This window comes from Pseudomonas sp. ASL4 (genome assembly GCF_056680395.1).
In genome coordinates this window covers 1,678,540-1,704,116 of sequence record NZ_CM155280.1, presented here as the reverse complement: position 1 = coordinate 1,704,116, position 25,577 = coordinate 1,678,540, and the positions used below count along the sequence as shown (strand labels likewise).

23 protein-coding genes are annotated in these 25,577 nt (G+C 58.6%); 12 read left to right on the top strand and 11 right to left on the bottom strand.

Annotated features, from left to right (window positions below):
- The first annotated feature begins 252 nt into the window (after positions 1–252).
- Both AC1MEW_RS07695 and glyA read left to right on the top strand, forming a co-directional pair.
- Positions 253–4,101, top strand: coding sequence for a sensor domain-containing protein (locus AC1MEW_RS07695; RefSeq protein WP_201256698.1), 3,849 nt, complete (start codon positions 253–255; stop codon positions 4,099–4,101).
- A gap of 261 nt (positions 4,102–4,362) precedes the next feature.
- A complete protein-coding gene (gene glyA, locus AC1MEW_RS07690; protein ID WP_123509173.1) occupies positions 4,363–5,616 on the top strand; it encodes a serine hydroxymethyltransferase in 1,254 nt (417 codons plus the stop codon).
- 8 nt (positions 5,617–5,624) lie between these two features.
- Here glyA and AC1MEW_RS07685 read toward each other — a convergent pair whose 3' ends face one another.
- Positions 5,625–5,747: a hypothetical protein gene (locus AC1MEW_RS07685; protein ID WP_480425924.1), complete on the bottom strand. Its 123-nt coding sequence runs from the start codon at positions 5,745–5,747 to the stop codon at positions 5,625–5,627.
- 148 nt (positions 5,748–5,895) lie between these two features.
- On the opposite strand from AC1MEW_RS07685, the gene AC1MEW_RS07680 reads away from it, so the two are divergent.
- The 3 genes from AC1MEW_RS07680 to AC1MEW_RS07670 all read left to right on the top strand — a co-directional run bounded on the left by AC1MEW_RS07680 (position 5,896) and on the right by AC1MEW_RS07670 (position 8,695).
- A complete protein-coding gene (locus AC1MEW_RS07680) occupies positions 5,896–7,209 on the top strand; it encodes a C4-dicarboxylate transporter DctA (RefSeq protein ID WP_201198085.1) in 1,314 nt (437 codons plus the stop codon).
- Between the two features lie 67 nt (positions 7,210–7,276).
- Complete coding sequence (locus tag AC1MEW_RS07675) at positions 7,277–7,981, top strand: FadR/GntR family transcriptional regulator (RefSeq protein ID WP_201256697.1); 705 nt, start codon at positions 7,277–7,279, stop codon at positions 7,979–7,981.
- A gap of 24 nt (positions 7,982–8,005) precedes the next feature.
- Complete coding sequence (locus AC1MEW_RS07670) at positions 8,006–8,695, top strand: GntR family transcriptional regulator (protein WP_201256696.1); 690 nt, start codon at positions 8,006–8,008, stop codon at positions 8,693–8,695.
- A 98-nt stretch (positions 8,696–8,793) separates the two neighbouring features.
- Here AC1MEW_RS07670 and yjiA read toward each other — a convergent pair whose 3' ends face one another.
- The 3 genes from yjiA to AC1MEW_RS07655 form a co-directional block, all read right to left on the bottom strand.
- Entirely contained in the window at positions 8,794–9,765 is a 972-nt protein-coding gene (yjiA, locus tag AC1MEW_RS07665) for a GTPase (protein ID WP_201198087.1), read from the bottom strand.
- Between the two features lie 163 nt (positions 9,766–9,928).
- Positions 9,929–10,126 carry a YbdD/YjiX family protein gene (locus AC1MEW_RS07660; protein WP_007895266.1) on the bottom strand — a complete coding sequence of 66 codons (198 nt, stop codon included), beginning with the start codon at positions 10,124–10,126 and terminating at the stop codon, positions 9,929–9,931.
- Positions 10,127–10,141: 15 nt separating this feature from the next.
- Positions 10,142–12,208 (bottom strand): carbon starvation CstA family protein, encoded by a 2,067-nt coding sequence (locus AC1MEW_RS07655; RefSeq protein WP_323570238.1) that lies wholly within the window; start codon positions 12,206–12,208, stop codon positions 10,142–10,144.
- A gap of 159 nt (positions 12,209–12,367) precedes the next feature.
- Between AC1MEW_RS07655 and AC1MEW_RS07650 the strand changes: the two genes are divergently transcribed.
- Positions 12,368–12,736: a PilZ domain-containing protein gene (locus tag AC1MEW_RS07650; protein WP_322269706.1), complete on the top strand. Its 369-nt coding sequence runs from the start codon at positions 12,368–12,370 to the stop codon at positions 12,734–12,736.
- Between the two features lie 124 nt (positions 12,737–12,860).
- Here the strand turns inward: AC1MEW_RS07650 and radA are convergent, their stop codons facing one another.
- The 3 genes from radA to AC1MEW_RS07635 are packed head-to-tail and all read right to left on the bottom strand — an operon-like array spanning position 12,861 to position 16,430.
- Positions 12,861–14,228, bottom strand: coding sequence for a DNA repair protein RadA (gene radA / locus AC1MEW_RS07645; RefSeq protein ID WP_123404825.1), 1,368 nt, complete (start codon positions 14,226–14,228; stop codon positions 12,861–12,863).
- A 45-nt stretch (positions 14,229–14,273) separates the two neighbouring features.
- Complete coding sequence (locus AC1MEW_RS07640; RefSeq protein ID WP_201198090.1) at positions 14,274–14,828, bottom strand: ankyrin repeat domain-containing protein; 555 nt, start codon at positions 14,826–14,828, stop codon at positions 14,274–14,276.
- A gap of 60 nt (positions 14,829–14,888) precedes the next feature.
- Positions 14,889–16,430: a catalase gene (locus AC1MEW_RS07635; protein WP_322269708.1), complete on the bottom strand. Its 1,542-nt coding sequence runs from the start codon at positions 16,428–16,430 to the stop codon at positions 14,889–14,891.
- Positions 16,431–16,717: 287 nt separating this feature from the next.
- On the opposite strand from AC1MEW_RS07635, the gene mscL reads away from it, so the two are divergent.
- The gene (gene mscL, locus AC1MEW_RS07630) at positions 16,718–17,131 is read left to right on the top strand and encodes a large-conductance mechanosensitive channel protein MscL (RefSeq protein WP_201198092.1); all 414 of its coding nucleotides are present in this window, start codon (positions 16,718–16,720) and stop codon (positions 17,129–17,131) included.
- A gap of 45 nt (positions 17,132–17,176) precedes the next feature.
- Here the strand turns inward: mscL and AC1MEW_RS07625 are convergent, their stop codons facing one another.
- Positions 17,177–17,953 carry a ferredoxin--NADP reductase gene (locus AC1MEW_RS07625; protein WP_201198093.1) on the bottom strand — a complete coding sequence of 259 codons (777 nt, stop codon included), beginning with the start codon at positions 17,951–17,953 and terminating at the stop codon, positions 17,177–17,179.
- 336 nt (positions 17,954–18,289) lie between these two features.
- On the opposite strand from AC1MEW_RS07625, the gene AC1MEW_RS07620 reads away from it, so the two are divergent.
- Together AC1MEW_RS07620 and AC1MEW_RS07615 are read left to right on the top strand one after the other, a co-directional pair.
- Positions 18,290–19,003, top strand: a complete 714-nt coding sequence (locus tag AC1MEW_RS07620) for an autoinducer binding domain-containing protein (protein ID WP_201256620.1) — start codon at positions 18,290–18,292, stop codon at positions 19,001–19,003.
- Positions 19,004–19,177: 174 nt separating this feature from the next.
- Positions 19,178–20,302: a methyltransferase gene (locus AC1MEW_RS07615; protein WP_201256619.1), complete on the top strand. Its 1,125-nt coding sequence runs from the start codon at positions 19,178–19,180 to the stop codon at positions 20,300–20,302.
- 78 nt (positions 20,303–20,380) lie between these two features.
- On the opposite strand, the gene AC1MEW_RS07610 is transcribed toward AC1MEW_RS07615, so the two are convergent.
- From AC1MEW_RS07610 to AC1MEW_RS07600, 3 genes are all read right to left on the bottom strand, one after another.
- The gene (locus AC1MEW_RS07610; protein ID WP_201198096.1) at positions 20,381–20,548 is read right to left on the bottom strand and encodes a DUF2474 domain-containing protein; all 168 of its coding nucleotides are present in this window, start codon (positions 20,546–20,548) and stop codon (positions 20,381–20,383) included.
- Positions 20,549–20,624: 76 nt separating this feature from the next.
- Positions 20,625–21,632, bottom strand: coding sequence for a cytochrome d ubiquinol oxidase subunit II (cydB, locus tag AC1MEW_RS07605; RefSeq protein ID WP_201198097.1), 1,008 nt, complete (start codon positions 21,630–21,632; stop codon positions 20,625–20,627).
- A gap of 2 nt (positions 21,633–21,634) precedes the next feature.
- Complete coding sequence (locus tag AC1MEW_RS07600; protein WP_480425918.1) at positions 21,635–23,074, bottom strand: cytochrome ubiquinol oxidase subunit I; 1,440 nt, start codon at positions 23,072–23,074, stop codon at positions 21,635–21,637.
- A 553-nt stretch (positions 23,075–23,627) separates the two neighbouring features.
- Here AC1MEW_RS07600 and AC1MEW_RS07595 point away from each other — a divergent pair.
- The 3 genes from AC1MEW_RS07595 to AC1MEW_RS07585 all read left to right on the top strand — a co-directional run bounded on the left by AC1MEW_RS07595 (position 23,628) and on the right by AC1MEW_RS07585 (position 25,571).
- The gene (locus AC1MEW_RS07595; protein WP_480425916.1) at positions 23,628–24,866 is read left to right on the top strand and encodes an MFS transporter; all 1,239 of its coding nucleotides are present in this window, start codon (positions 23,628–23,630) and stop codon (positions 24,864–24,866) included.
- A gap of 124 nt (positions 24,867–24,990) precedes the next feature.
- Positions 24,991–25,269: a type II toxin-antitoxin system RelE/ParE family toxin gene (locus AC1MEW_RS07590; RefSeq protein ID WP_201256618.1), complete on the top strand. Its 279-nt coding sequence runs from the start codon at positions 24,991–24,993 to the stop codon at positions 25,267–25,269.
- 14 nt (positions 25,270–25,283) lie between these two features.
- A complete protein-coding gene (locus tag AC1MEW_RS07585; protein ID WP_201256617.1) occupies positions 25,284–25,571 on the top strand; it encodes a HigA family addiction module antitoxin in 288 nt (95 codons plus the stop codon).
- The last annotated feature ends 6 nt before the right edge of the window (positions 25,572–25,577 follow it).

The window sequence follows — 25,577 nt, the reverse complement described above, 5'->3', positions numbered from 1 at the left end:
GAGCGCAGGCGATGCCCGGGCCAGGCTGTGCGCGTCGTCCGCCAGATGGGTATCGAGGCGTGCGCGCTGAAAAAGCCTGAGTCTAGGAGCTGGAACGCTCCCGCGTAACCGGCAAAGCTACCTGAATGATGAAAGGCAGTCCAGCCGCGAGGGGCTGGCACTTAGCCACAACACAAGGCATGCTAGCCGCCCTCCGGGCGTCCGGCTTATAGTGCACGTCGCGCCAATCCAGCCAAACCGCAGGATTTCAGTTTGTCTAATGTCACGCCGCCTCTTTCTACCCGTGCACCGGCTGCCGCGCTCGGCTCCCCCCTGCGCGGAACCCTGAAGGGCGCGCTGGCGACACTCGTGCTGTTGCTGCTCGCGCTGCTGCTCTGGCAGTTGCTGGATCAGCTTACGCAAACCCAGAAAAACCAGCGCCAGTACACCATCGACTACACCGCCGACCTCGCCTCCCAAGTCAGCCTGAACATGGCGCTGAACGCGCAGATCGCGCTCAATCTGCTACCGATCATCGAGCAACCGCAATCAGCCGACGAACAGCAGGCATTGCTGCGCAAAGTGCAGCAATCGCTACCCGACCTGCGCAGTCTGGCGCTACTGAGCCCGTCCGGCAAAATTCTCAGCGACAGCGCCACCGACAGCCAGGACGCCGATTACCTCAGCGATCTGGTACGCCGCAGCCGTTCGCAAGCCCACTATTTCAGCAACGCTGACGATGGCTCGGTGGTGCACTTGCTGCTGCATCAAGCCAGCGGCAGCAGTCGCGGTTATTGGGCCTTGCGCCTGACGCCGACGTTTTTCTCCTCGCTGACCAAACAGGGCGAAGCCGGCATCCGGCCGCTATGGCTGGTAGAGAACCGCATCAATCATCAAATCATCAGTCGCGACGAAGCGCTGCCCTCCGCCAAACCGGGCGCACTGAGCGACGATGATCTGGCCAACAGCGTGCTAGCCGTGCCGCTGAGCAGCAGTGACTGGCAACTGCGCGGGTTGTTCGACCGCCAACAGGTGCTCGAACAACTGCTGCCGGCGTTCATCGGTAAATGCCTGCTGGGCCTGGCTTTCTCACTGCTACCGTTTATCGCGCTGTTGAGCATGCGTCGTCGTCAGCGTCAGCTGCATGAGGGGCGCCGGCGCTATCAGGATATTTTCGATGGCACCGGCGTGGCGCTTTGCGTGCTCGATCTGTCCGGGCTGAAAAACTTTTTCGACAAGACCCAAATCAGCAGCAGCGAACAACTGAAGACCTGGCTCGACGTCCCGGAACAGCGCCAGCAACTGCTACAAGAGTTGCGCATCACCGAGGTCAACCAGGTCGCTCTGCAACTGCTTAATGTCAATTCTTGCGAGCAGGCCTGGAAACTGCTGATCGATGGTTGTCCGCAGGACTGCACCGCTATCGGTAACCAAGTGATCGAGGCGGTACACAACCAGCAGAAACAACTCGAACTGGAAATCAAACTCCAGGACACCAACGGCCGCGACCAGCACTTGTGGCTGGTTCTGCGCCTGCCGGAAGAGCAGCACGACTACAAAGCAGTGATTCTGAGCATCAATGACATCACCAGTCGCAAGCTCGTCGAGCTCTCGCTGCTGGAGCGTGAAGGCTTCTGGTCCGATGTCGTGCGCACCGTACCGGATCACCTGTACGTGCAGGACGTGATCAGCCAGCGGATGATCTTCAGTAACCACCACCTGGGTCAGACGCTGGGCTACAACCGGACCGAACTGCACCAGATGGGTGAGTACTTCTGGGAAATCCTCCTGCACCCCGAAGATGCCGATTATTACCACCGATCACGCCAGACCCAGCGCCACGCCGGTTACTCGCAGTTGCTGCAATGCCAACTGCGCTTCCGTCATCGCAACGGTAATTGGCGGCGTTTCGACATTCGCGAACAAGCTCTCGCTCGGGATAGAAACGATCAGGTCACGCGGATCATCGGCGTGGCCAAGGACATCACCGAGCAGATCGAGGCCAGCGAATCCTTGCGCGACAGCGAGCAGCGCTACCGCATGCTCGCCGAAAGCATCAGTGATGTGATTTTCTCCACCGACAACAAGCTGTCGCTCAATTACGTCAGCCCGTCGGTGCAAGCGGTGCTCGGCTATGACGTCGACTGGATTTTCCAGAACGGCTGGCAATCGACCATCGCCAACCCGCAACAACTGACCGGCATCTATAGCCTGATGGACCGGGTCAGCAAAGCCCTGGATAAACCTGATCAACTGACGTTGTTGCGCAGTCAGGTGAAGACCCAGTTGTTCCTGTTCGACTGCCTGCGGGCCGACGGGCGCAAGATCCCGATCGAGCTGCGATTGGTGCTGGTCTGGGATGAACACGGTGCGTTCGAAGGTGTGCTCGGGGTCGGTCGTGACATCAGCCAGCAGCGTCGTGCCGAGAAAGACCTGCGCATGGCGGCCACGGTATTCGAACATTCGACCTCGGCGATCCTGATCACCGACCCGGCCGGTTACATCGTCCAGGCCAACGAGGCGTTCAGTCGCGTCAGCGGTTATGCGGTGTCGCAGGTCCTCGACCAGTTGCCGAACATGTTGACCGTCGACGATCAACAAGAAGCCCACCTGCGTTATGTGCTCAAGCAACTGCATCAGCACAGCACCTGGGAAGGCGAAGTCTGGCTCAAACGCCGCAATGGCGAACATTACCCGGCGTGGGTAGGCATTACGGCGGTGCTCGACGACGAAGGCGACCTGGCCAGCTACGTGTGCTTCTTCAGCGACATCAGCGAGCGCAAGGCCAGCGAACAGCGGATTCATCGCCTGGCCTATTACGACGCCCTGACCCACCTGCCCAACCGCACGCTGTTCCAGGATCGCCTGCACACCGCGCTGCAATCGGCCGAGCGGCAGAAGTCGTGGGTGGTGCTGATGTTCCTCGACCTCGACCGCTTCAAACCGATCAACGACTCCCTGGGCCACGCCGCCGGCGACCGCATGCTCAAGGAGATGGCCACGCGCCTGCTCGGTTGCGTCGACGATGACGACACCGTGGCGCGAATGGGCGGTGATGAGTTCACCTTGCTGCTGCAACCGCGCATCAACCGTGAAGTGGCGCTGAACCGGGCCATTCATGTGGCTGAACAGATTCTCGCCAGCCTGGTGAAACCGTTTGTGCTGGAAGGTCGCGAGTTCTTCGTCACCGCCAGTATCGGTATTGCCCTGAGCCCGCAGGACGGCAATGAACTCAGTCAGTTAATGAAGAACGCCGACACCGCGATGTACCACGCCAAGGAGCGCGGCAAGAACAACTTCCAGTTCTATCAAGCGGACATGAACGCCAGCGCCCTCGAACGCCTGGAACTGGAAAGCGATCTGCGTCATGCCCTGGAGCAGGACGAATTCGTGCTGTATTACCAGCCGCAGTTCAGCGGCGACGGCAAACGCCTGACCGGCGCCGAAGCCCTGCTGCGCTGGCGCCATCCGCGTCGCGGGCTGGTGCCGCCGGGGGATTTCATTCCAGTGCTCGAAGAGCTTGGCCTGGTGGTGGATGTCGGCGACTGGGTGATCAGCGAGGCCTGTCGCCAGCTCAAGACCTGGCATCAGGCCAAGGTACGAGTACCGAAAGTCTCGGTGAACATCTCGGCACGGCAGTTCTCCGATGGTCAGCTCGGCACGCGGATCGCCAACATCCTCAAGGAAACCGGCCTGCCGCCGGCGTGCCTGGAGCTGGAACTGACCGAAAGTATCCTGATGCGCGAAGTCAGCGAGGCGATGCAGATTCTCGCCGGGCTGAAAAACCTTGGCTTGAGCATCGCGGTCGATGACTTCGGCACCGGTTATTCATCGCTCAACTACCTCAAGCAATTCCCGATCGACGTGCTGAAAATCGACCGCACCTTCGTCGACGGCCTGCCGTCGGGCGAGCAGGATGCGCAGATTGCCCGGGCGATCATCGCCATGGCCCACAGCCTGAACCTGGCAGTGATCGCCGAGGGCGTGGAAACCCACGAGCAACTCGACTTCTTGCGTGAGCATGGGTGCGATGAGGTTCAAGGGTATCTGTTTGGGCGGCCGATGCCGGCGAGCCGGTTTGAGGCGCAGTTCAGCAATGATGCGCTGTTCATGTTCGATTGATTGAGGGCCGTTGTGGCGAGGGGGCTTGCCCCCGTTCGGCTGCGAAGCAGTCGCAAAACCTGTTTGCACAGTTTGACCGGGGAAATGCCGGGGCCGCTTCGCGACCCAACGGGGGCAAGCTCCCTCGCCACAGGCCAGCACAATCACCGCTGATCCCGTCATGAACGCCACTTGTCTGCGACATGATGTCCTTTCATATGCCATCTAAAACCTGATGGGTTAGAATGCCCCCCTTTTCTGCCCCGATCCTTGAGGACCGCCATGTTCAGCCGTGATTTGACTATTGCCAAGTACGACGCCGATCTCTTTGCCGCCATGGAGCAAGAAGCTCAGCGCCAGGAAGAACATATTGAGCTGATCGCTTCGGAAAACTACACCAGCCCTGCGGTGATGGAAGCTCAAGGCTCGGTACTGACCAACAAGTACGCCGAAGGCTACCCAGGCAAGCGCTACTACGGTGGTTGCGAGTTCGTCGACGTGGTTGAGCAACTGGCCATCGACCGTGCAAAAGAACTGTTCGGCGCTGATTACGCCAACGTTCAGCCGCACGCTGGCTCCCAAGCCAACAGCGCCGTTTACCTGGCCCTGCTGCAAGCCGGCGACACCATCCTGGGCATGAGCCTGGCCCACGGCGGTCACCTGACCCACGGTGCCAGCGTTTCGTCCTCCGGCAAGCTGTACAACGCCGTTCAGTACGGTATCGATGCCAACGGCCTGATCGACTACGACGAAGTCGAGCGCCTGGCTGTTGAGCACAAGCCAAAAATGATCGTGGCCGGTTTCTCTGCTTACTCGCAGATTCTGGATTTCCCACGTTTCCGCGAAATCGCTGACAAGGTTGGCGCCTACCTGTTCGTCGACATGGCCCACGTGGCCGGTCTGGTCGCCGCTGGCGTCTATCCGAACCCGGTGCCTTTCGCTGACGTCGTGACCACCACCACGCACAAGACCCTGCGCGGTCCACGTGGCGGCCTGATCCTGGCTCGCGCCAACGCCGACATCGAGAAAAAGCTGAACTCCGCGGTATTCCCGGGCGCCCAGGGTGGCCCGCTGGAGCACGTGATCGCCGCTAAAGCGATCTGCTTCAAAGAAGCACTGCAGCCTGAGTTCAAGACCTACCAGCAACAAGTGGTGAAGAACGCCAAGGCCATGGCCGGCGTGTTCATCGAGCGCGGTTTCGACGTGGTCTCGGGCGGTACTGAAAACCACCTGTTCCTGCTGTCGCTGATCAAGCAGGAAATCTCCGGTAAAGACGCCGATGCCGCTCTGGGCAAGGCTTTCATCACCGTGAACAAGAACTCCGTGCCAAACGATCCACGCTCCCCGTTCGTGACCTCCGGTCTGCGTTTCGGTACTCCGGCTGTGACCACTCGCGGCTTCAAGGAAGCAGAGTGCAAAGAGCTGGCCGGCTGGATCTGCGACATCCTGGCTGACCTGAACAACGAAGCGGTGATCGACGCCGTTCGTGAGAAGGTCAAGACCATCTGCAAGAAACTGCCGGTATACGGCGCTTAATTGCACCGCTAAATCGCAGCTGTAAAAAAACCGGTCAGTGATGGCCGGTTTTTTTTCGCCTGTAGAAAGATCAAAAGATCGCAGCCTTCGGCAGCTCCTAAGCGGCGCTGGCCGCTGGTCAGACCGGTCATGCCGATTTCACTCTTTTTACTTGTCATCTGGAAAAAACCGAGCGTAGACTGCGCCTGCACTGGACATACCGGTAAGACCACAATAATTAAGTCCTGAATCTGATGCGCTCAAGCGTTGGCAGCCAGGACACCGACCAGGATTCCTCTCATGCTCAGATGGTGCTCGCGTTCAATCTTCCTCCAAGTGGTTCTCGGACTGGTGCTCGGCATCATCTGTGGGCTGACCCTTCCCGAATACTCCGCACAGCTCAAACCGCTGGGCGACGGTTTTATCAAACTGATCAAGATGCTCATTGGCCTGATCGTGTTCTGCGTGGTGGTCAGCGGCATCAGCGGTGCGGGCGATCTGAAGAAGGTCGGGCGCATCGGTCTCAAGTCGGTCATCTACTTTGAAGTGCTGACCACCATCGCCCTGCTGATTGGCCTGCTGTTCGCTTTCAGTACCGGCATCGGCAGCGGCGCGAACATTCATCTGGAACAACTTTCCGCCGCCGACATGGGCGACATCGCCCAGCGTGGCCAGCAGATGCACACCACCACGCAATTCCTGATGGACCTGATCCCGACGTCGGTGATCGGTGCTTTTGCCGACAACAACATCCTCCAGGTCCTGCTGTTCTCGGTGCTGTTCGGCAGCGCCCTGAACCTGGTCGGCGAAGCGGCCTCGGGTATTTCCCGGCTGATCAACGAACTCAGCCACGTGATCTTCCGCATCATGGGCATGATCGTGCGTCTGGCGCCGATCGGCGTGTTCGGCGCCATCGCCTTCACTACCAGCAAATATGGCCTGGATTCGCTGCAACACTTGGGCAGCCTTGTCGGCTTGTTTTACCTGACCTGCGCCGCGTTCGTGTCGCTGATTCTCGGCCTGGTGATGCGCCTTTCCGGCCTGCGGATGTGGCCGCTGCTCAAGTACCTGCGTGAAGAATTGTTGATTGTCATGGGCACCGCCTCTTCCGATGCCGTGCTGCCGCAGATCATGCGCAAGCTTGAGCACCTGGGCATCGGCAGCTCGACGGTCGGGCTGGTGATTCCAACCGGTTACTCCTTTAACCTCGACGGTTTCTCGATCTACCTGACCCTGGCCATCGTCTTCATCGCCAACGCCACCGGCACGCCGCTGGCCATGACCGACCTGCTGACGATTCTGCTGGTGTCGTTGATTACCTCCAAAGGTGCCCACGGCATCCCCGGTTCGGCGCTGGTGATTCTCGCCGCCACATTGACCGCGATCCCGGCCATTCCGGTGGTCGGTCTGGTGCTGGTGCTGGCGGTGGACTGGTTCATGGGCATCGGCCGGGCGCTGACCAACCTGATCGGCAACTGCGTCGCCACCGTGGCCATTGCTCGCTGGGAAAAGGACATCGATATCCAACGGGCAAACAAAGTGCTTTCCGGTCAGGTGGGTTATACCTTCCAGCCGAGAAAACCGGTCGTCCCGCCCCATCAACAAGAATTCTGAATAATCGCAGTGCCTGCCTACGGGCAGGCACGGTTATCAAACGTTTTAGAGGCTCATGGAGCGAACAGTGATCACCACATCGACCGTCGTAACCTCAGTAGTAGAAAAACTTCGGGCCGCTCTGGCCCGTGGCCAGTGGCGCTCCGGCGACATGTTGCCGGGCCAGCGCGAACTGGCCGAACAACTGGGCATCAGCCGCCCGAGCCTGCGCGAAGCGGTGATCGTGCTGGAAACCCTCGGGCTGGTGCGCTCCATGCCGGGTAAAGGCGTAGTGGTGCTGGAAGCCAATCTCAGCGACAGCCAAAGCCACGACAGCGCAGTGGCCGGCGCAAGCCTGGAGGACGTGCTGCAACTGCGCTACACGCTCGAACCGTTCATCGTCGGCCTGGTGGCGCAATCGATCAGCAGCAAGGAAGTCGGGCAACTGCGCCTGACCCTGATGGACATGCGCGAAGCCCTGGAGGCCAACGACAGTGAAGCCGGGGTCAGCGCCTACATCGCGTTCCACGAAGAATTGTTCACCCTGACCTCGAACCCGATCTTCCAGAGTGTGGTGCAACAGACCAGCAACGCTCTCAAGCAAAGTGCCGAAGTGCTGCGCAACTCGCCAGAGCATTTGGCCGAACGCCTTGAAGAAAACGAAGCCGTGGTGCGGGCGATCCGCAGCAAGAACAGCGCCCAGGCCAGCGCCGAAATGCGTCGGCACATCCTTCGGGAAGGTCAGCGCATGGGCATTGAACTGAATATCCCGGACGACAACCTCGGCAGTTGAACCTCTTCGAACTGGAGACTGGCCATGAACAGCTTCGCCTCAGCGCAAACACTCACCGCCCTGCCCTTTCCTCACCGGGTGGACGATCTCTATTCGCGGGTCTTCGACGCCATTCTCGAACAACGCATTGATGCCGACAGTCGCTTTACCGAGGAAAGCCTGGCGCAGATGTTCAACGCCAGGCGCAGTGAGATTCGTGGCGTGTTGACTCGACTGTCCCATGAGCAAATCGTTGTCCTTCGGGCGAATCATCGGCCCCGGGTTGCAGCGCTCGACAGCGAACAAACCCGGCAGATGTTGCATGCACGGCGGTTGACCGAAATCACGCTGGTGCGACTGGCCTGCCAGCAACCCCGTCCGCAAGATTTGAAACGTCTGGGTACGTTGATCGACAGCGAGCGCCACTGTATCGCGCGTGCTCCAGCAATCCGGTTATCGGGGGAGTTTCATTTGCAATTGGCTCAAATGGCGGGGAATGCACCGTTGGCGCATTTTCTGGGAAGCCTGGTGCCGCTGACTTCGTTGGCGATTGCGCAAGTTGATGGGGATTTGGAGGGTTATTGCGTTTGGCAGGTGCATCAGGGGATTTTGGAAGCTGTGGAGCGTAGGGATGCTGTGAAGGCTGAGACGTTGCTGAGCAGGCATCTGGATTATTTGGAAATGGCATTGCTGAACCGGGAACCGACATTCATCAAAAATCGTGTCGCGGGTTAAATCGCTATCGCGAGCAAGCTCGCTCCCACAGGGGAATGCATTTCAAATGTGGGAGCGAGCTTGCTCGCGATAGGGCCATAGCAGACGCCGACAATGCATCAGATTGCGGCAACCCGCTCAAACCCCGCACGAATCTTCTCTTCCGGCAAATCATCGGCAATAAACACAATTACGCTTTCCCGCGCCTCGCCCTCCGCCCATTCGGTGTCCCAATCGAAGCCGTACAACTTCAGCACACCCTGAAACACCATCCGCCGTGGCTCACCAGCGATGTTCAACACACCCTTGTAGCGCAGCAGTTGCTTGCCATGGTCTTCCAGCAGTTCGTTCATGAACTCGCTGAGCTTGTCGATATCCAGCGGCTTGTCGGTGCGCAGTACCAGGCTGGAAATCCGATCAATCGACGGCGCCTTGCTCACCGGCCGCAGGCTCACACCGCCCCCGAGATCCGCGTTGAGATTGAAACCGCGCACGTCGAGCAATTCGGCCAGGTCGATCTTCCCGTGCTCAACGACGCGAATCGGCGCACGGCGGTTGATGCGGGTCAGGCGTTCGCTGAGGGCGTTGAAAGTCGCCTCATCCACCAAATCCCGTTTACTCACCAGCAGGCGATCGGCGAAACCGATCTGCGCCTGGGCGATGGTCTGGGTCAGGTGAGTGTCAGCGTGGGCGGCGTCCACCAAAGTGATGATGCCGTCGAGAAGGTAGCGCTCGCGCAGGTCTTCATCGATGAAGAAGGTTTGCGCCACCGGGGCTGGGTCGGCCAGGCCGGTGCATTCGATCACCAGTCGGTCGAAAGCGATTTCACCGCTGTCCAGGCGTTCGAGCAACAGGTACAGGGCCTTGGTCAGGTCTGTGTGAATGGTGCAGCAGACGCAGCCGTTGGACAGCGTCATCACTTGCACCGGCTCATCGCCCAATAATTGGGTGTCGATGCCAGCGTCGCTGAATTCGTTTTCGATCACGGCGATTTTCAGCCCGTGCTCGGCTTTGAGCAGGTGGCGCAACAGCGTGGTTTTACCAGCGCCGAGGAAGCCGCTGAGGATCGTGACCGGGATGGGAGAGGACAACTGGAACCTCCTGCTTCAGACAATTTAAAAAACAACACAAAAACAAATGTGGGAGCGAACTTGCTCGCGATGGCGGCTCCACAGTCAACAGAGATGCTGACTGTCAGACCGCTATCGCGAGCAAGCTCGCTCCCACAGGGATTACGTCAACCCGGCTGTTGAATCAACAGCACTTCGGCCCACCCTTGCCACCGTAACGCGCTTCCTGACGTTCCCGAAAGAACATCTCGTAGCTCATCACCGGTTTGTCCGGGTGTTTGGTTTGCATATGCTCGACGTAATTGTCGTAGTCGGGCATGCCGACCATCAGGCGTGCGGCCTGACCGAGGTATTTACCGAGGCGACTCAGGTCATTGAACATGTTGGCAATCCTCGATTACGCGTCCGGCACAGCCTGGAACGGCGATTCTTTATCCGTACGTTCTTTGCTGCCCCAGGCCGAAATACCGACCTTGAGCGCATAGAACAGGATGCTGAACACCACGAACAGGAACAGCGCTGTCAGCGTTGCGTTGGTGTAGGCATTCCAGATCACGTGTTGCATCTGATTGATGTCCTTGGCCGGCGCGAGGATCTGACCGTTGGCCAATGCATCGCTGTATTTCTTGGCCAGAGACAGGAAGCCGATCGCCGGGTTGGCGTCGAACAACTTGATGAAACCGGCGGTGGTGGTGCAAATCAGCAACCACGCGGCCGGCAACAAGGTGACCCAGATGTAGCGTTGGCGTTTCATTTTGATCAGGACGACGGTGGCGAGCATCAGCGCGATGCCGGCGAGCATCTGGTTGGAGATACCGAACAGCGGCCACAAGGTGTTGATGCCACCGAGCGGATCGATCACGCCTTGATAAAGCAAGTAACCCCACATCGCCACGCAACCGGCAGTCGCGATCAGGTTGGCGGTCCAGGATTCCGTTCGTTTGAGCGCCGGAACGAAGGAGCCGAGCAAATCCTGAAGCATGAAGCGTCCGGCCCGCGTGCCGGCGTCGACGGCGGTCAGGATGAACAACGCTTCGAACAGAATCGCGAAGTGGTACCAGAACGCCATGGTGTTTTCACCCGGCAGAATGTTGTGCAGGATCTGCGCAATACCAACCGCCAGGGTCGGCGCACCGCCGGCACGAGCCAGCACGGTGGTTTCACCGATGTCCCTGGCCACCGCTTGCAGCGCTTCCGGGGTAATTGCAAAACCCCAACTGCTGACGGTTTGCGCCACTTGCACCACATCACCGCCGACGATGGCCGCCGGGCTGTTCATGGCGAAGTACACGCCCGGCTCGATCACCGAGGCAGCGACAATGGCCATGATGGCAACGAAGGATTCCATCAACATGCCGCCATAACCGATATAGCGGGCATGGCCTTCACTGGCGAGCAATTTCGGCGTGGTGCCGGAAGCGATCAGCGCGTGGAAACCCGAAACCGCGCCACAGGCAATGGTGATGAACAGGAACGGAAACAACCCGCCCTTCCACACCGGCCCGGTGCCGTCGATGAACTGGGTCAGTGCCGGCATTTTCAGGTCGGGCATGGTGATCAGGATGCCGATCGCCAGCGCAATGATGGTGCCGATCTTGAGGAACGTGGACAGGTAATCACGCGGTGCCAGAATCAGCCACACCGGCAGCACCGCCGCGACGAAACCATAACCAATCAGCATCCAGGTGATCTGGATCCCGGTGAAGCTGAAGACCTTGGCCCACACCGGATCCGCAGCGATCTGCCCACCCAGCCAGATCGAGCCCAGCAGCAGAAGCACACCGACGACGGAGATTTCACCAATGCGGCCCGGACGGATGTAGCGCATGTACACGCCCATGAACATCGCGATCGGGATGGTCGCCATTACCGTGAAAATACCCCAAGGGCTTTCGGCCAGGGCTTTCACCACGATCAGCGCCAGCACTGCGAGGATGATGATCATGATCAGGAAGCAGCCGAACAGCGCGATGGTGCCGGGAATACGGCCCATTTCTTCACGGACCATGTCGCCCAGGGAACGACCGTTACGGCGGGTGGACATGAACAGGACCATGAAGTCCTGAACCGCACCGGCCAGCACCACGCCGGCAATCAGCCACAGCGTGCCGGGCAGGTAACCCATCTGCGCTGCCAGGACCGGACCGACCAAAGGCCCGGCACCAGCGATGGCTGCAAAGTGGTGACCGAAGAGGATGTGTTTATTGGTCGGGACGTAGTCCAGACCATCATTGTTGAGCACGGCGGGGGTGGCCCGGCGCGGATCGAGTTGCATCACATTGTTGGCGATGAACAGGCTGTAGTAACGATAGGCAACCAGATAAATGGCCACGGCAGCGACCACAATCCATAAGGCGTTGATCGGCTCGCCTCGGCGCAATGCCACTACGCCAAGGGCGCACGCTCCTACGATTGCCAGCAGCAGCCAGGGTAAATGGCGTAGCAGGCTATTATTATTTTTCATTTTTTATTCCAGCCAGGGTGGACAAGAAAGACAGCCACCCCGAGTTTAGCTCTCCTGACGGCAAAGACCATACCCCGACATTGGTCTAGCGCATGCTCTGCGCTGGCAGCCCGTGGCGATGCAGGTCTATAGTCAGCGAACCTTTATGAGGATTGCGCCATGAGCGACCACCCTGCCAATCGCCGCCGCTTCAAACGTATTGCGTTCGATGCCCGAACCGAGCTGCGCCAGGACGAATACATCTGGCAGGTGAAGTTGATTGATCTGTCGCTCAAGGGGCTGCTGGTCGAGAAGCCCGAGCCGTGGCTGGGCAATCGGGAGCATCACTTTTGCGTCGATATTCATCTGACGCCTGAAGTCGCGATCAAGATGGATGTGATGCTGACCCACGATGACCATGGCCAATTGGGCTTCGTCTGCAAACACATCAGCCTGGAATCCATCGAGCGCTTGCGGCGGTTGATTGAATTCAACCTGGGCGATCCCGAGGAACTGGAACGTGAGCTGGGTGCGCTGATCGAAATCTGAAAGCTGGCACTGTACCCAATGTGGGAGCGGGCTTGCTCGCGAATGCGGTGTATCAGTCAGCATTGATGTCGACTGACACACCGCATTCGCGAGCAAGCCCGCTCCCACAGGGGGGGTTGGTGTTTTATTCGAACAACGCGTCGAGCGCCTGCTCGAGGCGGGTCACGGCAATAATCTGCAACCCCGGCGGTGCTTCTTTCGGTGCGTTGCCTTTGGGCACGATGGCGCGCTTGAAGCCGTGCTTTGCAGCCTCTTTCAGGCGTTCCTGACCGCTCGGTACCGGACGCACTTCACCTGACAAACCGACTTCGCCAAACACCAGCAGATCATGGGGCAGCGGTTTGTTACGCAGGCTCGACATCACCGCCGCCATCAGCGCCAGGTCAGAGGCGGTTTCCAGCACTTTGACCCCGCCGACCACGTTGAGGAACACATCCTGATCGTGGGTCGGAATGCCGCCGTGACGGTGCAGCACTGCCAGCAACATCGCCAACCGGTTCTGGTCCAGCCCCAGAGTAACCCGACGTGGATTCGCCAGATGACTGTCATCGACCAGCGCCTGCACTTCAACCAGCATTGGCCGGGTACCTTCCCACGTCGCCATGACCACACTGCCCGGGACTTCTTCCTGAGCACGGGTGAGAAAAATCGCCGAGGGGTTGGAGACTTCTTTCAGACCCTTGTCAGTCATGCCGAATACGCCCAGCTCGTTCACCGCGCCGAAACGGTTTTTCACCGCCCGCAGCAGACGCAACCGACCATCCGACTCGCCTTCGAAATACAGCACGGTATCAACCATGTGTTCCAAGACCCGCGGACCGGCCAATGCGCCTTCCTTGGTAACGTGGCCCACCAGGAAAATCGCCGTGCCGCTTTGCTTGGCATAGCGCACCAGCAACGCCGCACTTTCGCGAACCTGGGAAACGCCACCCGGCGCCGATTGCAGTTGCTCGGTGAAAATCGTCTGGATCGAGTCGATCACCATGACCTTGGGCTTTTCCTGCCGGGCCGTGGCGATGATGGTTTCGATGCAGGTTTCGGTCATCACCCGCAGTTTGTCTTGGGGTAAGCCGAGGCGACGGGCGCGCATGGCCACTTGCTGCTGGGATTCTTCACCGGTGACGTACAGCGCCGGCATGCTCTTGGCGAGGTTACACAAGGTTTGCAACAGAATGGTCGACTTGCCGATGCCAGGATCACCGCCAATCAACACCACCGAGCCGTCCACCAGGCCTCCGCCCAAGACCCGATCGAGTTCACTGGAGGCTGTGGAAAAACGCGGTATCTCTTCGACGCTGACTTCCGCCAGGGTCCTGATCTGCGCCTGCTGGCCGGTCCAGCCGGTGCGACCGCTAGGCGCCGCAGCGCCGCCGCTCTCGACCATGGTTTCAGTCAGTGTATTCCAGGCCCCGCACTCGCCGCACTGGCCAGCCCACTTGGGGAAGGTTGAGCCGCACTCGGTGCAGCCGTACATGCGCTTGGCCTTGGCCATCTGAACTCCCGGCAAAAACCGCGATGATAGCTCAGCTGGACCGGATCAGCGCGGCACCGCGTTGCGGATTTCACCACTGGCCAGACGCGCGGCGCTGTTACCCAGCGGATCTTCGGCGTTGAGGTCGGCCCCCTTGGCCTTGAGCGCATCCAGCAGCTCGACACGGTTGAATAACCCGGCGTACATCGCTGCAGTCTGGCCAGCGCCGTTACGCTGATCGGGACTGCAATTGGCCGCCAGCAGGGTTCGGGCGATCTGCACTTCGCCTTTGAAGATGGCGCCCATCAATGCCGTGTTGCCACGTTGGTCCTGAGCGCAGGCATCGGCGCCAGCCGCCAGCAAGCGGTCCACAGCGGCGGTCTGGCCGTGATAGGCCGCCAGAATCAGCGCGGTGTAACCCTTGCTGTCGCGTGTATCGAGGGAGTAACCGGCCTCGATAAAGGTATTGAGCATCGGTACATCGCCACGACGGGCGGCATCGAAGTAGTAATCCTGCAATTGGGTTTTCAATACGGCAGGGTCTTTCGAGACCTCTGCCGTCGGCCCGGCAAACACACTGAACGACAGTGCTGCCAGAAACAGGGAGAGATAGAAACGCATGGGAAGGCTCCTTGGTCAGACGGGACCTCGAATGAGGCCCCGCTTTTCAGGCAAACAAGATCAGTCGACCAATTTGGCCGCCAGTGCCTTGACCCGAGCCAGGTCACCCTTGGCGACCTTGGTCACGCCGGTCCCGTATTCCGGGTCGGCCTTATAGAGGAAGGACAGCATGATGTGCTTGCTCTCGTCGTCCGTGCTGGCCAGCGAGCCGCCGAAGCTGTCGATCAGGTCCTGGCGCTCCTTCTCGCTGAACGAGCGATACAGATCGCCGGCCTGCTTGAAGTTCTGCTCATGCTGGATCTTCGCCTGCTGGGTGCTACCCGACAGGGCCGACTGGCTATAGCGGGCGGTTTGCGGTTCTTCACGGGGCAGCAATCGGCTTGGCTGATAGTTCACACCGGTGCTGCTGGCACCGCTGTTCATGGCGCCATCCTGATTACCGTTGTTCACGGCAACCTTTGGCGCATTGATCGGCAGTTGCAGCGCATTAGGCCCAAGACGATACATTTGCGTATCGGCATACGAGAACACTCGACCTTGTAACAAACGATCTTCCGAAGGCTCTATTCCGGGAACCAGATTGGCCGGTGCCATGGCAACTTGTTCGGTTTCCTGGAATACATTGGCCGGATTACGGTTCAACACCATTTGTCCTACTTTTCGTTCAGGAATACCTGGCCAGATTTTGGTGGCATCCAAAGGATCGAAATCAAACTTGTACAGATCTTGCGGATTTATAACTTGGATGTACAAGTCCCACTTTGGAAAGTCACCCTTATTGATATGAGTGACCAAGTCATTTGTCATATGACTGTAGTCTTGACCTTGAACTTTGGTGACCGCTTTCGGATCGAGATTATTAATCCCCTGTAAACTTTTCCAGTGGAATTTCACGTAGTGCACTTCGCCTTTGGCATTCACCAACTTGTAGGCGTGCACACCGTTACCATCCATCTCCCGATAACTGGCCGGTGTTCCCGAGTTGGAATACAACTCGGTCAGTGTGCGGGTGGCTTCCGGGACATGGGAGAAGAAGTCAAAACGACGAGAATCGTCATCAAGGTTGGTGCGCGGGTCCGGTTTGAAGGCATGGACCATGTCCGGAAACTTGATGGCGTCTCGGATGAAAAAGGTCGGGAAGTTGTTGCCCACCAGGTCCCAGTTGCCGTCTGCGGTGTAGAACTTGGTGGCGAAACCACGTGGGTCGCGCAGGGTTTCCGGGGAATGGTTGCCATGCACCACCGCCGAGAAGCGCACAAACACTGGCGTGCTCTGGCCGCCGGCGAAGACTTTGGCCTTGGTCAGATCGCTGACGTCGTCCGTCACGGTGAACGTGCCATGGGCGCCGGTACCACGGGCGTGCACCACACGCTCGGGAATCCGTTCACGGTCGAAACGCTGGAGTTTCTGGATCAGTTGCACGTCTTGCAGCAGCACTGGGCCTGTGGCGCCGGCGGTTTGCGAGTTCTGGTTGTCACCGACGGCGGCGCCGTTATCGCGGGTCAGGGTCGCGGCACTCACGGAAAAGGACAGCACGCTGGCGGTCAAAACGCCCAAGGCGCGGCGATGGGGAAAAGCCCCAAGGCCAAGGGAAGTTGTCATAGGAGTTTCCTCTGATTTTATAAAGCGCATCCAGGTGCGCTCAACAGAGGCTAGTGACCGACAGCCCAAAACCTAAATAGAAATGCCAAACCGGGGCGATAGCGAAAAGGTGCTGGAAAGCCCGGTCTAGAGCGGGTAAACCGCGCGCGAATGATGGCCTTTTGTAAACTTTCTGCCAATAAGGAGGTCGATAGCAGGCAAGTCATGTAAGCAGTTGTGTCGAGCAGGATGTGTTTTGCTGATTTACACTGCGCTCACCAACCTCATCTGTAACAAGGAAATAACCTATGGGCGTGCTTAACGAGTTCAAGGCCTTCGCGGTCAAAGGCAATGTGGTCGACATGGCCGTCGGTATCATCATCGGCGCAGCCTTCGGCAAGATCGTCTCGTCGTTCGTCGGCGATGTGGTCATGCCGCCTATTGGCCTGCTGATCGGTGGGGTGGATTTCAGTGATTTGGCCATTACCCTCAAGGCTGCTAATGGCAGCGTACCCGCGGTGGTGATGGCGTACGGCAAATTCATCCAGAGCATGATCGACTTCGTGATCGTCGCGTTCGCGATCTTCATGGGCGTCAAAGCCATCAACCGTCTGAAGCGCGAAGAGGCCGTAGCACCAACCCTGCCGCCGGTTCCGACCAAGGAAGAAGAGCTGCTGAGCGAGATCCGCGATCTGCTCAAGGCTCAGAACACTCGGCCTTGAAGGCTGTATTGCACTAAAAAACGGCGCCTTCGGGGCGCCGTTTTTTTACCAGTAGTTCTCTACTGCCACCTGCCCCGGTCGTCGGCTGAGGCTCAGGTTCATGTCACGCTGTTTGAGCAATTTGCGGGTGTCATCGATCATCTGTGGATTGCCGCAGATCATTACTCGCGAGTGCTCGGGCGTCAGTTCCAGCCCCGCCGCCCGCTCCAGTTCGCCATTTTCTATCAGGGTGGTGATCCGTCCATTCAGCACGCCCGCAGGCTGCTCGCGCGTGACTGTGGGGATAAAACGCAGTTTGTGGGCATATTCGGCCAGGTAGTCACGCTGCGCCAGCCCCGCGATCAGAGCCTGATAGGCCAGTTCACGACCTTCGCGCGCGCTGTACACCAGAATAATTCGCTCGAATTTTTCCCACACCTCGAAATCCTGCAGGATCGACAAGAACGGTGCCACGCCTGTGCCGGTGGATAGCAACCAGAGATCACGACCATCGACGAAACGATCCAGGGTCAGATAGCCCGTGGCCTGTCGCTCCACCATCAACGTGTCGCCCACTTCCAGACGGCTCAACTCGCTGGTGAATTCCCCGCCGGGCACGACAATGGAAAAGAACTCCAGAAATTCGTCATGGGGCGAAGAGACCATGGAATAGGCGCGCCACACCGTGCTGCCATCGGGCTTGGTGACGCCTAATCGAGCGAATTGCCCGGCACGAAATCGAAAGCCCGCGTCTCGGGTTGTGCGCAGGGTAAAGAGACTCGGGGTCAGGGACTGGACGTCGAGCAGGGTCTGGCGCGTGAATTTTTCTGCGCTGGCGGTCATGGGGCACTCCATCAACAGGAGCGGCCAGTGTCCCGCAAAGCAGACGACTTAAACACTGGCAGTTTGTAGTGGCTTTAGACAACGATTCCTATTTATACCTAACAACTACCAACTAACAATATCAATTATGAAAAATATTTCATGTTCTTACATATCACCCTCAATCCTAAAACCGTCACACCAACGTTACACGGACTAAGAACTTGTTATTCACTTGACGGCGTAATCAATACCGAAAAAATCAAAGCACTTTAGTAGGAATCATCCTACACTCCGGACGTGCCGGATCTTGGATCCATTGAGCACCCCAGCGAAACCGTATACGGAGGATCTGAAATGGAAATGTGGAAGGAGTCACAATTAACGCAACTGTCTTACACTAAAGAAATCGATGTCGCCTACCAGATCTCACTTAATTTCATTAAGAATCTTGGGTTCAAATTCTGTTCTTTTTCAATAACTTCTAAAACACTTGGAACTCACGACTACACCCTGAGCCGGAACAATTTCCCCCATGACTGGAATACGCAATATGAACAAAACAAATTTAGCGCAATAGACCCGATAGTGGCCCACTGCAATCATTCAATGTTGCCGATTTTATGGACCGAGGACGTCTACTCCAAGACCCCGTGGTTATGGCAAGCCTTGCAACAACAAGGACTGCAGTACGGCTGGTCACAATCAATCCATGATGAGGACAACGGGTTGTACAGCATGCTGAGTCTGGCCAGAAGCCACTGCCCGATCACCGCCTATGAACTGTATGAAAACCTGGGCTTCACGGTTTTTATCAGCCGCCACCTGCACGCACTGGCGACCCAAACCCTGACGAAAAAAGCACCAAAGCCCAGCATGCCGCATTTATCCCCCCGAGAAGTCGAGGTGTTGAAGCTGTCTGCCGATGGCAAGACCGCTTACGAGATTTCCAGAATTCTCAGCCTGAGCGAGCGCACTGTGAATTTCCATGTGCACAGCGCTATCCAGAAACTGGGAGTTTGCAACAAGATTGCTGCGGTGATTGCAGCAGCCAGGGCCGGAGCTATCTGAAACCACCCGCGGCAAGAAAACCTGCGAGTAATCCAAACGAAAAAAACGTACCATTTGCGATCCTTCCTGAGTGTCGACGTGTGAAACTTCACGCCGCAGTCCACTCGGCAGGCCCGCCCGCCACAACGCCCCTGGGCCGCGGGACATCCGTTGATTATCCAGAGCCCCCGCCCCATGCCCTTGCTCGAAACAGCCTTCGCCCAACTCGACCTGATCCGCCAGCCCGAACAGCAGAACGAACCGCTGCAAGCGTTTGATGCCGCCGACGAATACCTGCTCAATCATCTGGCCGAGGAACAACCGACGGCGGATGTTCGAGTGCTGGTGCTCAACGACAGTTTTGGCGCACTGGCGGCTAGTTTGGGAGGCAAGGTTCAGGTCACCAGCAGCAGCGACTCGTTCCTCGCATTTCAAGGGTTGGAAAAGAATCTGATCCGCAATGGCCAGGCGTTCGACGCGGTGCCCAGCGTGCCGGCCAATGAAGCGTTCGTCGGGCCGTTTGACCGGGTGTTGATCCGGGTGCCGAAAACCCTCGCGTTGCTGGAAGAGCAATTGATTCGCCTGCAAGGCCAACTGGCGCCGGGTGCCCAGGTGATTGCAGCGGCGATGGTCAAACACCTGCCTCGCGCCGCCGGGGACTTGCTGGAGCGCTACATCGGCCCGGTCCAGGCCTCATTGGCGGTGAAGAAAGCCCGGCTGTTGATCGCGACCCCAGAAGCCAAAGCGCCCTCCGTCTCGCCCTACCCGTCCCGCTACCTGCTCGACGAGCCGGCAATCGAACTGCTCAACCACGCCAACGTGTTTTGTCGCGAAGGGCTGGATATCGGCACGCGAGCGTTTCTGCCGCATCTGCCGAAAAACCTCGGCGCGGCGCGAGTGGCCGATCTCGGTTGCGGTAACGGCGTGCTGGCCATCGCCAGCGCCCTGCAAAACCCCGAAGCTCACTACACGCTGGTGGACGAATCGTTCATGGCGGTGCAATCGGCCAGCGAAAACTGGCGCGCGGCACTGGGTGCACGCGATGTGATCGTGCGGGCTGGCGATGGCCTGGCCGGGCAGGAACCGCAGTCCCTGGACGTCGTGCTGTGCAATCCGCCGTTTCACCAGCAGCAAGTGGTTGGCGACTTTCTGGCTTGGCGGATGTTCCAGCAGGCTCGCGAGGCGCTGGTGGTCGGCGGCGCGTTGTACATCGTCGGCAATCGTCACCTGGGTTATCACAGCAAGCTCGCGCGGTTGTTCCGCGGCGTCGAGCAAGTGGCGGCCACACCGAAATTCGTGATCCTCAAGGCCCGTAAATAACGCGGGCTAAAAAAAACCCTCCATCAGGAGGGTTATGAATCCGTGCCGCAAGGCAACGGGATGGGAATCTCGGGTGTTTCAGTGAGTGGTCAAGCCTGCGGCGTTCATGAACATCCGCATCAGGCTGGCCGCGATGAACAGCACCACGACGCTGCCGGTCCAGATCATTGCCAGCCATCCGAGCCGCTGCCACAGCGGCTTTTTTTCGGCCTGTTCAATGTCGTGCAGGGTAGGTTTTGTGGACATGTCTCAATCCTCTCTTGAAGTTGATGGCGCCGGTGAGGACGCCATCGCGAGCAAGTTTTGCTCCTACAGGGTGGGGCTAGTGGTAACCATCTTCATGGGTGACCTTGCCGCGGAACACGTAGTAGCTCCAGAAGGTGTAGCCCAGGATGAACGGAATGATGAACAGCGTACCCACCAGCATGAAGCCCTGGCTTTGCGGCGGTGCGGCGGCGTCCCAGATCGAGATCGACGGCGGCACGATGTTTGGCCACAGGCTGATGCCCAAGCCGCTGTAACCGAGGAAGATCAACACCAGGGTCAGCAGGAACGGTGTGTAGTGCGCATTGCGGGCCACCGCGCGGATCAGACCGTACATGGTCACCAATACCAGGATCGGCACCGGCAGGAACCAGAACAGGTTCGGCAGCGTAAACCAGCGTGCCGCGATCTCGGCATGGGCCAGCGGGGTCCAGATGCTGATGATACCGATCACCGCCAATACTACGAACGCCAACGGCCGCGCCAGGTTGTGCATCTGTTCTTGTAACTTGCCTTCGGTTTTCATGATCAGCCAAGTGCAGCCAAGCAGTGCGTAAGCCACCACCAGCGCCAGGCCGCAGAACAGGGTGAACGGCGTCAGCCAATCCAGTGAACCGCCGGCGAACTGGCGATTGACCACTGGAATGCCATCAATGAATGCACCCAACGCCACACCCTGGAAGAAGGTCGCCGTGATGGAACCACCGATAAAGGCCTTGTCCCAGAGGTGGCGCTTGTCGTCCTTGGCCTTGAAGCGGAACTCGAACGCCACACCGCGGAAGATCAGCCCGATCAGCATCAGGATCAACGGCAGGTACAACGCCGACAGCACCACCGAATAGGCCAGAGGAAAGGCGCCGAACAATGCCGCGCCGCCCAGTACCAGCCAGGTTTCGTTACCGTCCCAGACGGGTGCGACGGTGTTCATCATCACGTCACGGTCAGTCTTGCCCGGGATGAACGGGAAGAGAATCCCGATCCCCAGGTCGAAACCGTCCATGACCACGTACATCATGATGCCGAAGATGATGATCACGGCCCAGATCAGCGGAAGATCGATACCCATGTTCAAATCTCCTTGGTCAGGCTGGGGCTGTGATCACTGTCGCCGTTATCGTCAGCGGCGGACAGCGGACGGGACGGCGTGCGTTTCTGGCCAGGACCACCGTCGTTGGTTTCCTTGCCTTCGTCGATCTTCGGCCCTTTGCGCACCAGGCGCATCATGTAGCCGAGGCCGGCGCCGAACAGCGCGAAATACACCACAACGAACAGCACCAGCGTGATGCTCATCTGCACGAAGCTGTGATTGGAGGACGCATCGGCCGTGCGCATCAACCCGTAGACCACCCACGGCTGACGACCGATTTCAGTGGTGAACCAACCGGCGAGAATCGCGATCAGGCCAGACGGGCCCATCCACAACGCCAGGTAAAGGAACGGACGCGAGGTATACAGCTTGTCGCGCTTGCGCAGCCACAGGCTCCACAAACCGGTGAAGATCATCAGGAAGCCCAGGCCGACCATGACCCGGAACGACCAGAAAACGATGGTCGAATTCGGCCGGTCTTCAGGCGGGAAGTCCTTGAGCGCCGGCACCTGTTTGTTCAGGGAGTGCGTCAGGATCAGGCTGCCCAGGTATGGAATTTCTACGGCAAACTTGGTCTTCTCGGCTTTCATGTCCGGCCAGCCGAACAGGATCAGCGGGGTCGGTTCATTACCGACGTTTTCCCAGTGACCTTCGATTGCCGCGATTTTCGCCGGCTGATGCTCAAGGGTATTGAGACCGTGGAAGTCGCCAATGACCGCCTGGATCGGCGCCACAATCAATGCCATCCACATGGCCATCGAGAGCATGGTGCGAATCGCCGGGTTGTCTTTGCCGCGCAGCAAGTGCCACGCCGCCGAGGAACCGACGAAGAATGCTGTCGCTACAAATGCTGCCGTGGCCATGTGCATCAGGCGGTACGGGAACGACGGGTTGAAGATCACCGCCAGCCAGTCCACCGGAATCACTCGACCGTCGATGATTTCAAAGCCTTGTGGCGTCTGCATCCAGCTGTTGGACGCGAGAATCCAGAAGGTTGAGATCAGCGTGCCAATGGCCACCATGACGGTGGAGAAAAAGTGCAGGTTGCGCCCGACCTTGTTCCAGCCGAACAGCATGACGCCGAGGAAACCGGCTTCGAGGAAGAAGGCTGTGAGCACTTCATAGGTCAGCAGCGGCCCGGTGACAGCACCGGCGAAGTCCGAGAAACGGCTCCAGTTGGTGCCGAACTGATAGGCCATGACCAGCCCGGAGACCACGCCCATGCCGAAGTTCACGGCAAAGATCTTCGACCAGAAGTGGTACAGATCGCGGTAGGTGTCGTTGTGGGTTTTCAGCCACAGGCCTTCGAGTACCGCCAGGTAACTCGCCAGGCCAATGGTGATGGCCGGGAACAGGATGTGGAACGAGATGGTGAACGCGAACTGCATCCGGGCGAGATCAAGCGCCTCCAAACCGAACATAAGTCTTCCTCTGTCAGGTAATACAGGCTGAAGGGCTTGTGACCCTGCACCCACTCTGCCCCCACGGATATGGAGTGTGGCGAATTCCAATTCGTTCTTTTTTTAAAATCATCACAACGTAGGGAGTCTCGCCGTTTGGCCGCCGGATCAATTCCATGAGGGGTATTGATCTGGATCAAGCAACGTTAAAAGAGTAGTCCCATTTTTGACGATAGACGGTGTGGTCTTTTGACGCGTGACAGGTTGCCTCATAACGTTGGTAATCAGTCGCAACACATTCCCTGAATTGAGAATGCTTACTGTGGCGAGGGGGCTTGCCCCCGTTCGGCTGCGCAGCAGTCGCAAACTGATTGATGCGGTTTTGCCAATAGGAATGAGGTGTCAGGATTTAGGGCCGCTTCGCAGCCCAACGGGGGCAAGCCCCCTCGCCACAGGGAAACAACGCTGTGTTTTGGAGATCGATGTCTAGCTACCTAAAATTTTTGTCAGCGTAACTTCTTGTTACAGCTTGGTGATAACCTCGACCTTCCCCTCGCTCAAGACCTGCCTTCAGATGCCCAGCCAAGCGCCCCTGCTGTTACGCCATCACCGTCCTTTCATTGCGTTCTGGCTGGCACGGGTATTTACCGCCAGCGGTTTTCAGATGCTGACAGTGGCGATCGGCTGGAATCTGTATCAATTGACCGGCAGTGTGCTGGACCTGGGCCTGGTGGGTTTGGTCGAGTTCGCCCCGCGGGTGCTGTTCATGCTGCACACCGGGCATGTTGCGGACCGCTATGACCGGCGCAAGGTCGCGGCGATCTGCCAGTTCCTGCAAGCCTTGATCGCCCTGTCCCTGGCCATTGGCAGCGCCACTGATCACGTCACACGGGAGATGATCTTCATCCTTGCGTTCCTGCTCGGTGCCGCCCGGTCCTTCGAGATGCCGACCACTCAGGCCCTGCTGCCGAGCATCGTGCCCAGCGCGTTGTTCCCTCGGGCCGTGGCCGCCGCACAATCGGCGCAACAATCGGCCACCATCGTCGCGCCAGCACTCGGCGGTTTGCTTTACGCCTTCGGCAGCGTCTGGGTCTATGGCCCAACGGTGGTTCTGTACCTCATCGCCTGCTCGTTGATGCTCAACCTGCCAGCCCGGCAAACGCCGCTGAACAAGGGCAAGGCGACGATGGATTCGCTGCTGGCCGGTATCCGCTTCATTCGCGGTCGCCCGGACATCCTCGGGGCGATTTCCCTGGACCTGTTCGCCGTGCTGCTGGGTGGCGCTACGGCGCTGCTGCCGGTGTTTGCCAAAGATATTCTGCTGACCGGCCCCTGGGGCCTGGGCCTGCTACGCTCGGCGCCAGCGGTGGGAGCGTTGTTGATGTCACTGTTCCTGGCGCGATTTGCCGTGGAGCGTAAGGTCGGGCGCGTGATGTTCACCGCCGTGGGCATCTTCGGCGTCGCGACCATCGCCTTCGGCCTGTCCACCTCGTTCTGGTTTTCCCTGGCGGTGCTGGTGGTGCTGGGCGCGGCGGACATGATCAGCATGGTGATCCGCGCCTCCTTCGTGCAACTGGAAACCCCGGACGAAATGCGCGGCCGGGTCAGCGCCGTAAACGGACTGTTCATCGGCGCTTCAAACCAGTTGGGCGAATTCGAATCCGGCCTGACCGCCCACTGGTTCGGCACCGTGCCCGCCGTGGTCATGGGCGGCATCGGCACGCTGGTGGTGACCGGGACCTGGATCAAACTGTTCCCGACCCTGGCCAACCGCGACCGCATGCACATGGCGGTGGAAGAGGCGAAGGTTTAAGGCGGTTACTTCCAGGAGCAAGGGAGGTCCCGCACCCGCCTGGCGGCACAAAGCATAAATTTGCCGACCAAGTGCGATACATAGATACCGCATCAAGTGTAATGTATCGCCTTACACCTCCTCCATGATCAAATCCTTTCAGCACAAAGGCCTTCGAGGCTTCTATGAAACAGGTTCGACTCGTGGGATTCGCGCAGACCATGCGAAACGTTTGTCTCGAATGTTGCAGTTCATGGACCGCGCAATGACGCCTGGCGATCTCGACCTTCCTGGATGGCGGTTACACCCGCTCAAGGGAGAATTGGCCGAGTATTGGTCATTGAGTGTCTCGGGTAACTGGCGGGTGATTTTTCGTTTTATTGGCTCGGATATCGAACTGGTCGATTATCTGGACTATCACTGACAGGAGGCAGGACCATGCCCATGCACAATCCGCCACACCCTGGCGAAACACTATTGCGGGATGTTTTACCCGAGCTTGGCATCAGCGTCACTGAATTGGCTCGCCATCTGGGATTTGCGCGGCCACATCTTTCCAGGGTGCTACATGCCCATGCACCGATCAGTCCGGACCTGGCGGTACGTCTAGAGCGGGCAGGCATCGGCAAAGCCAGAATGTGGCTAGGCGTTCAAACGGACTATGACCTCTGGCAAGCGGAACATCGTGAGCAGCCGGCCATCGAGCCTATTGCTGTCCACGCCTGACCTGCG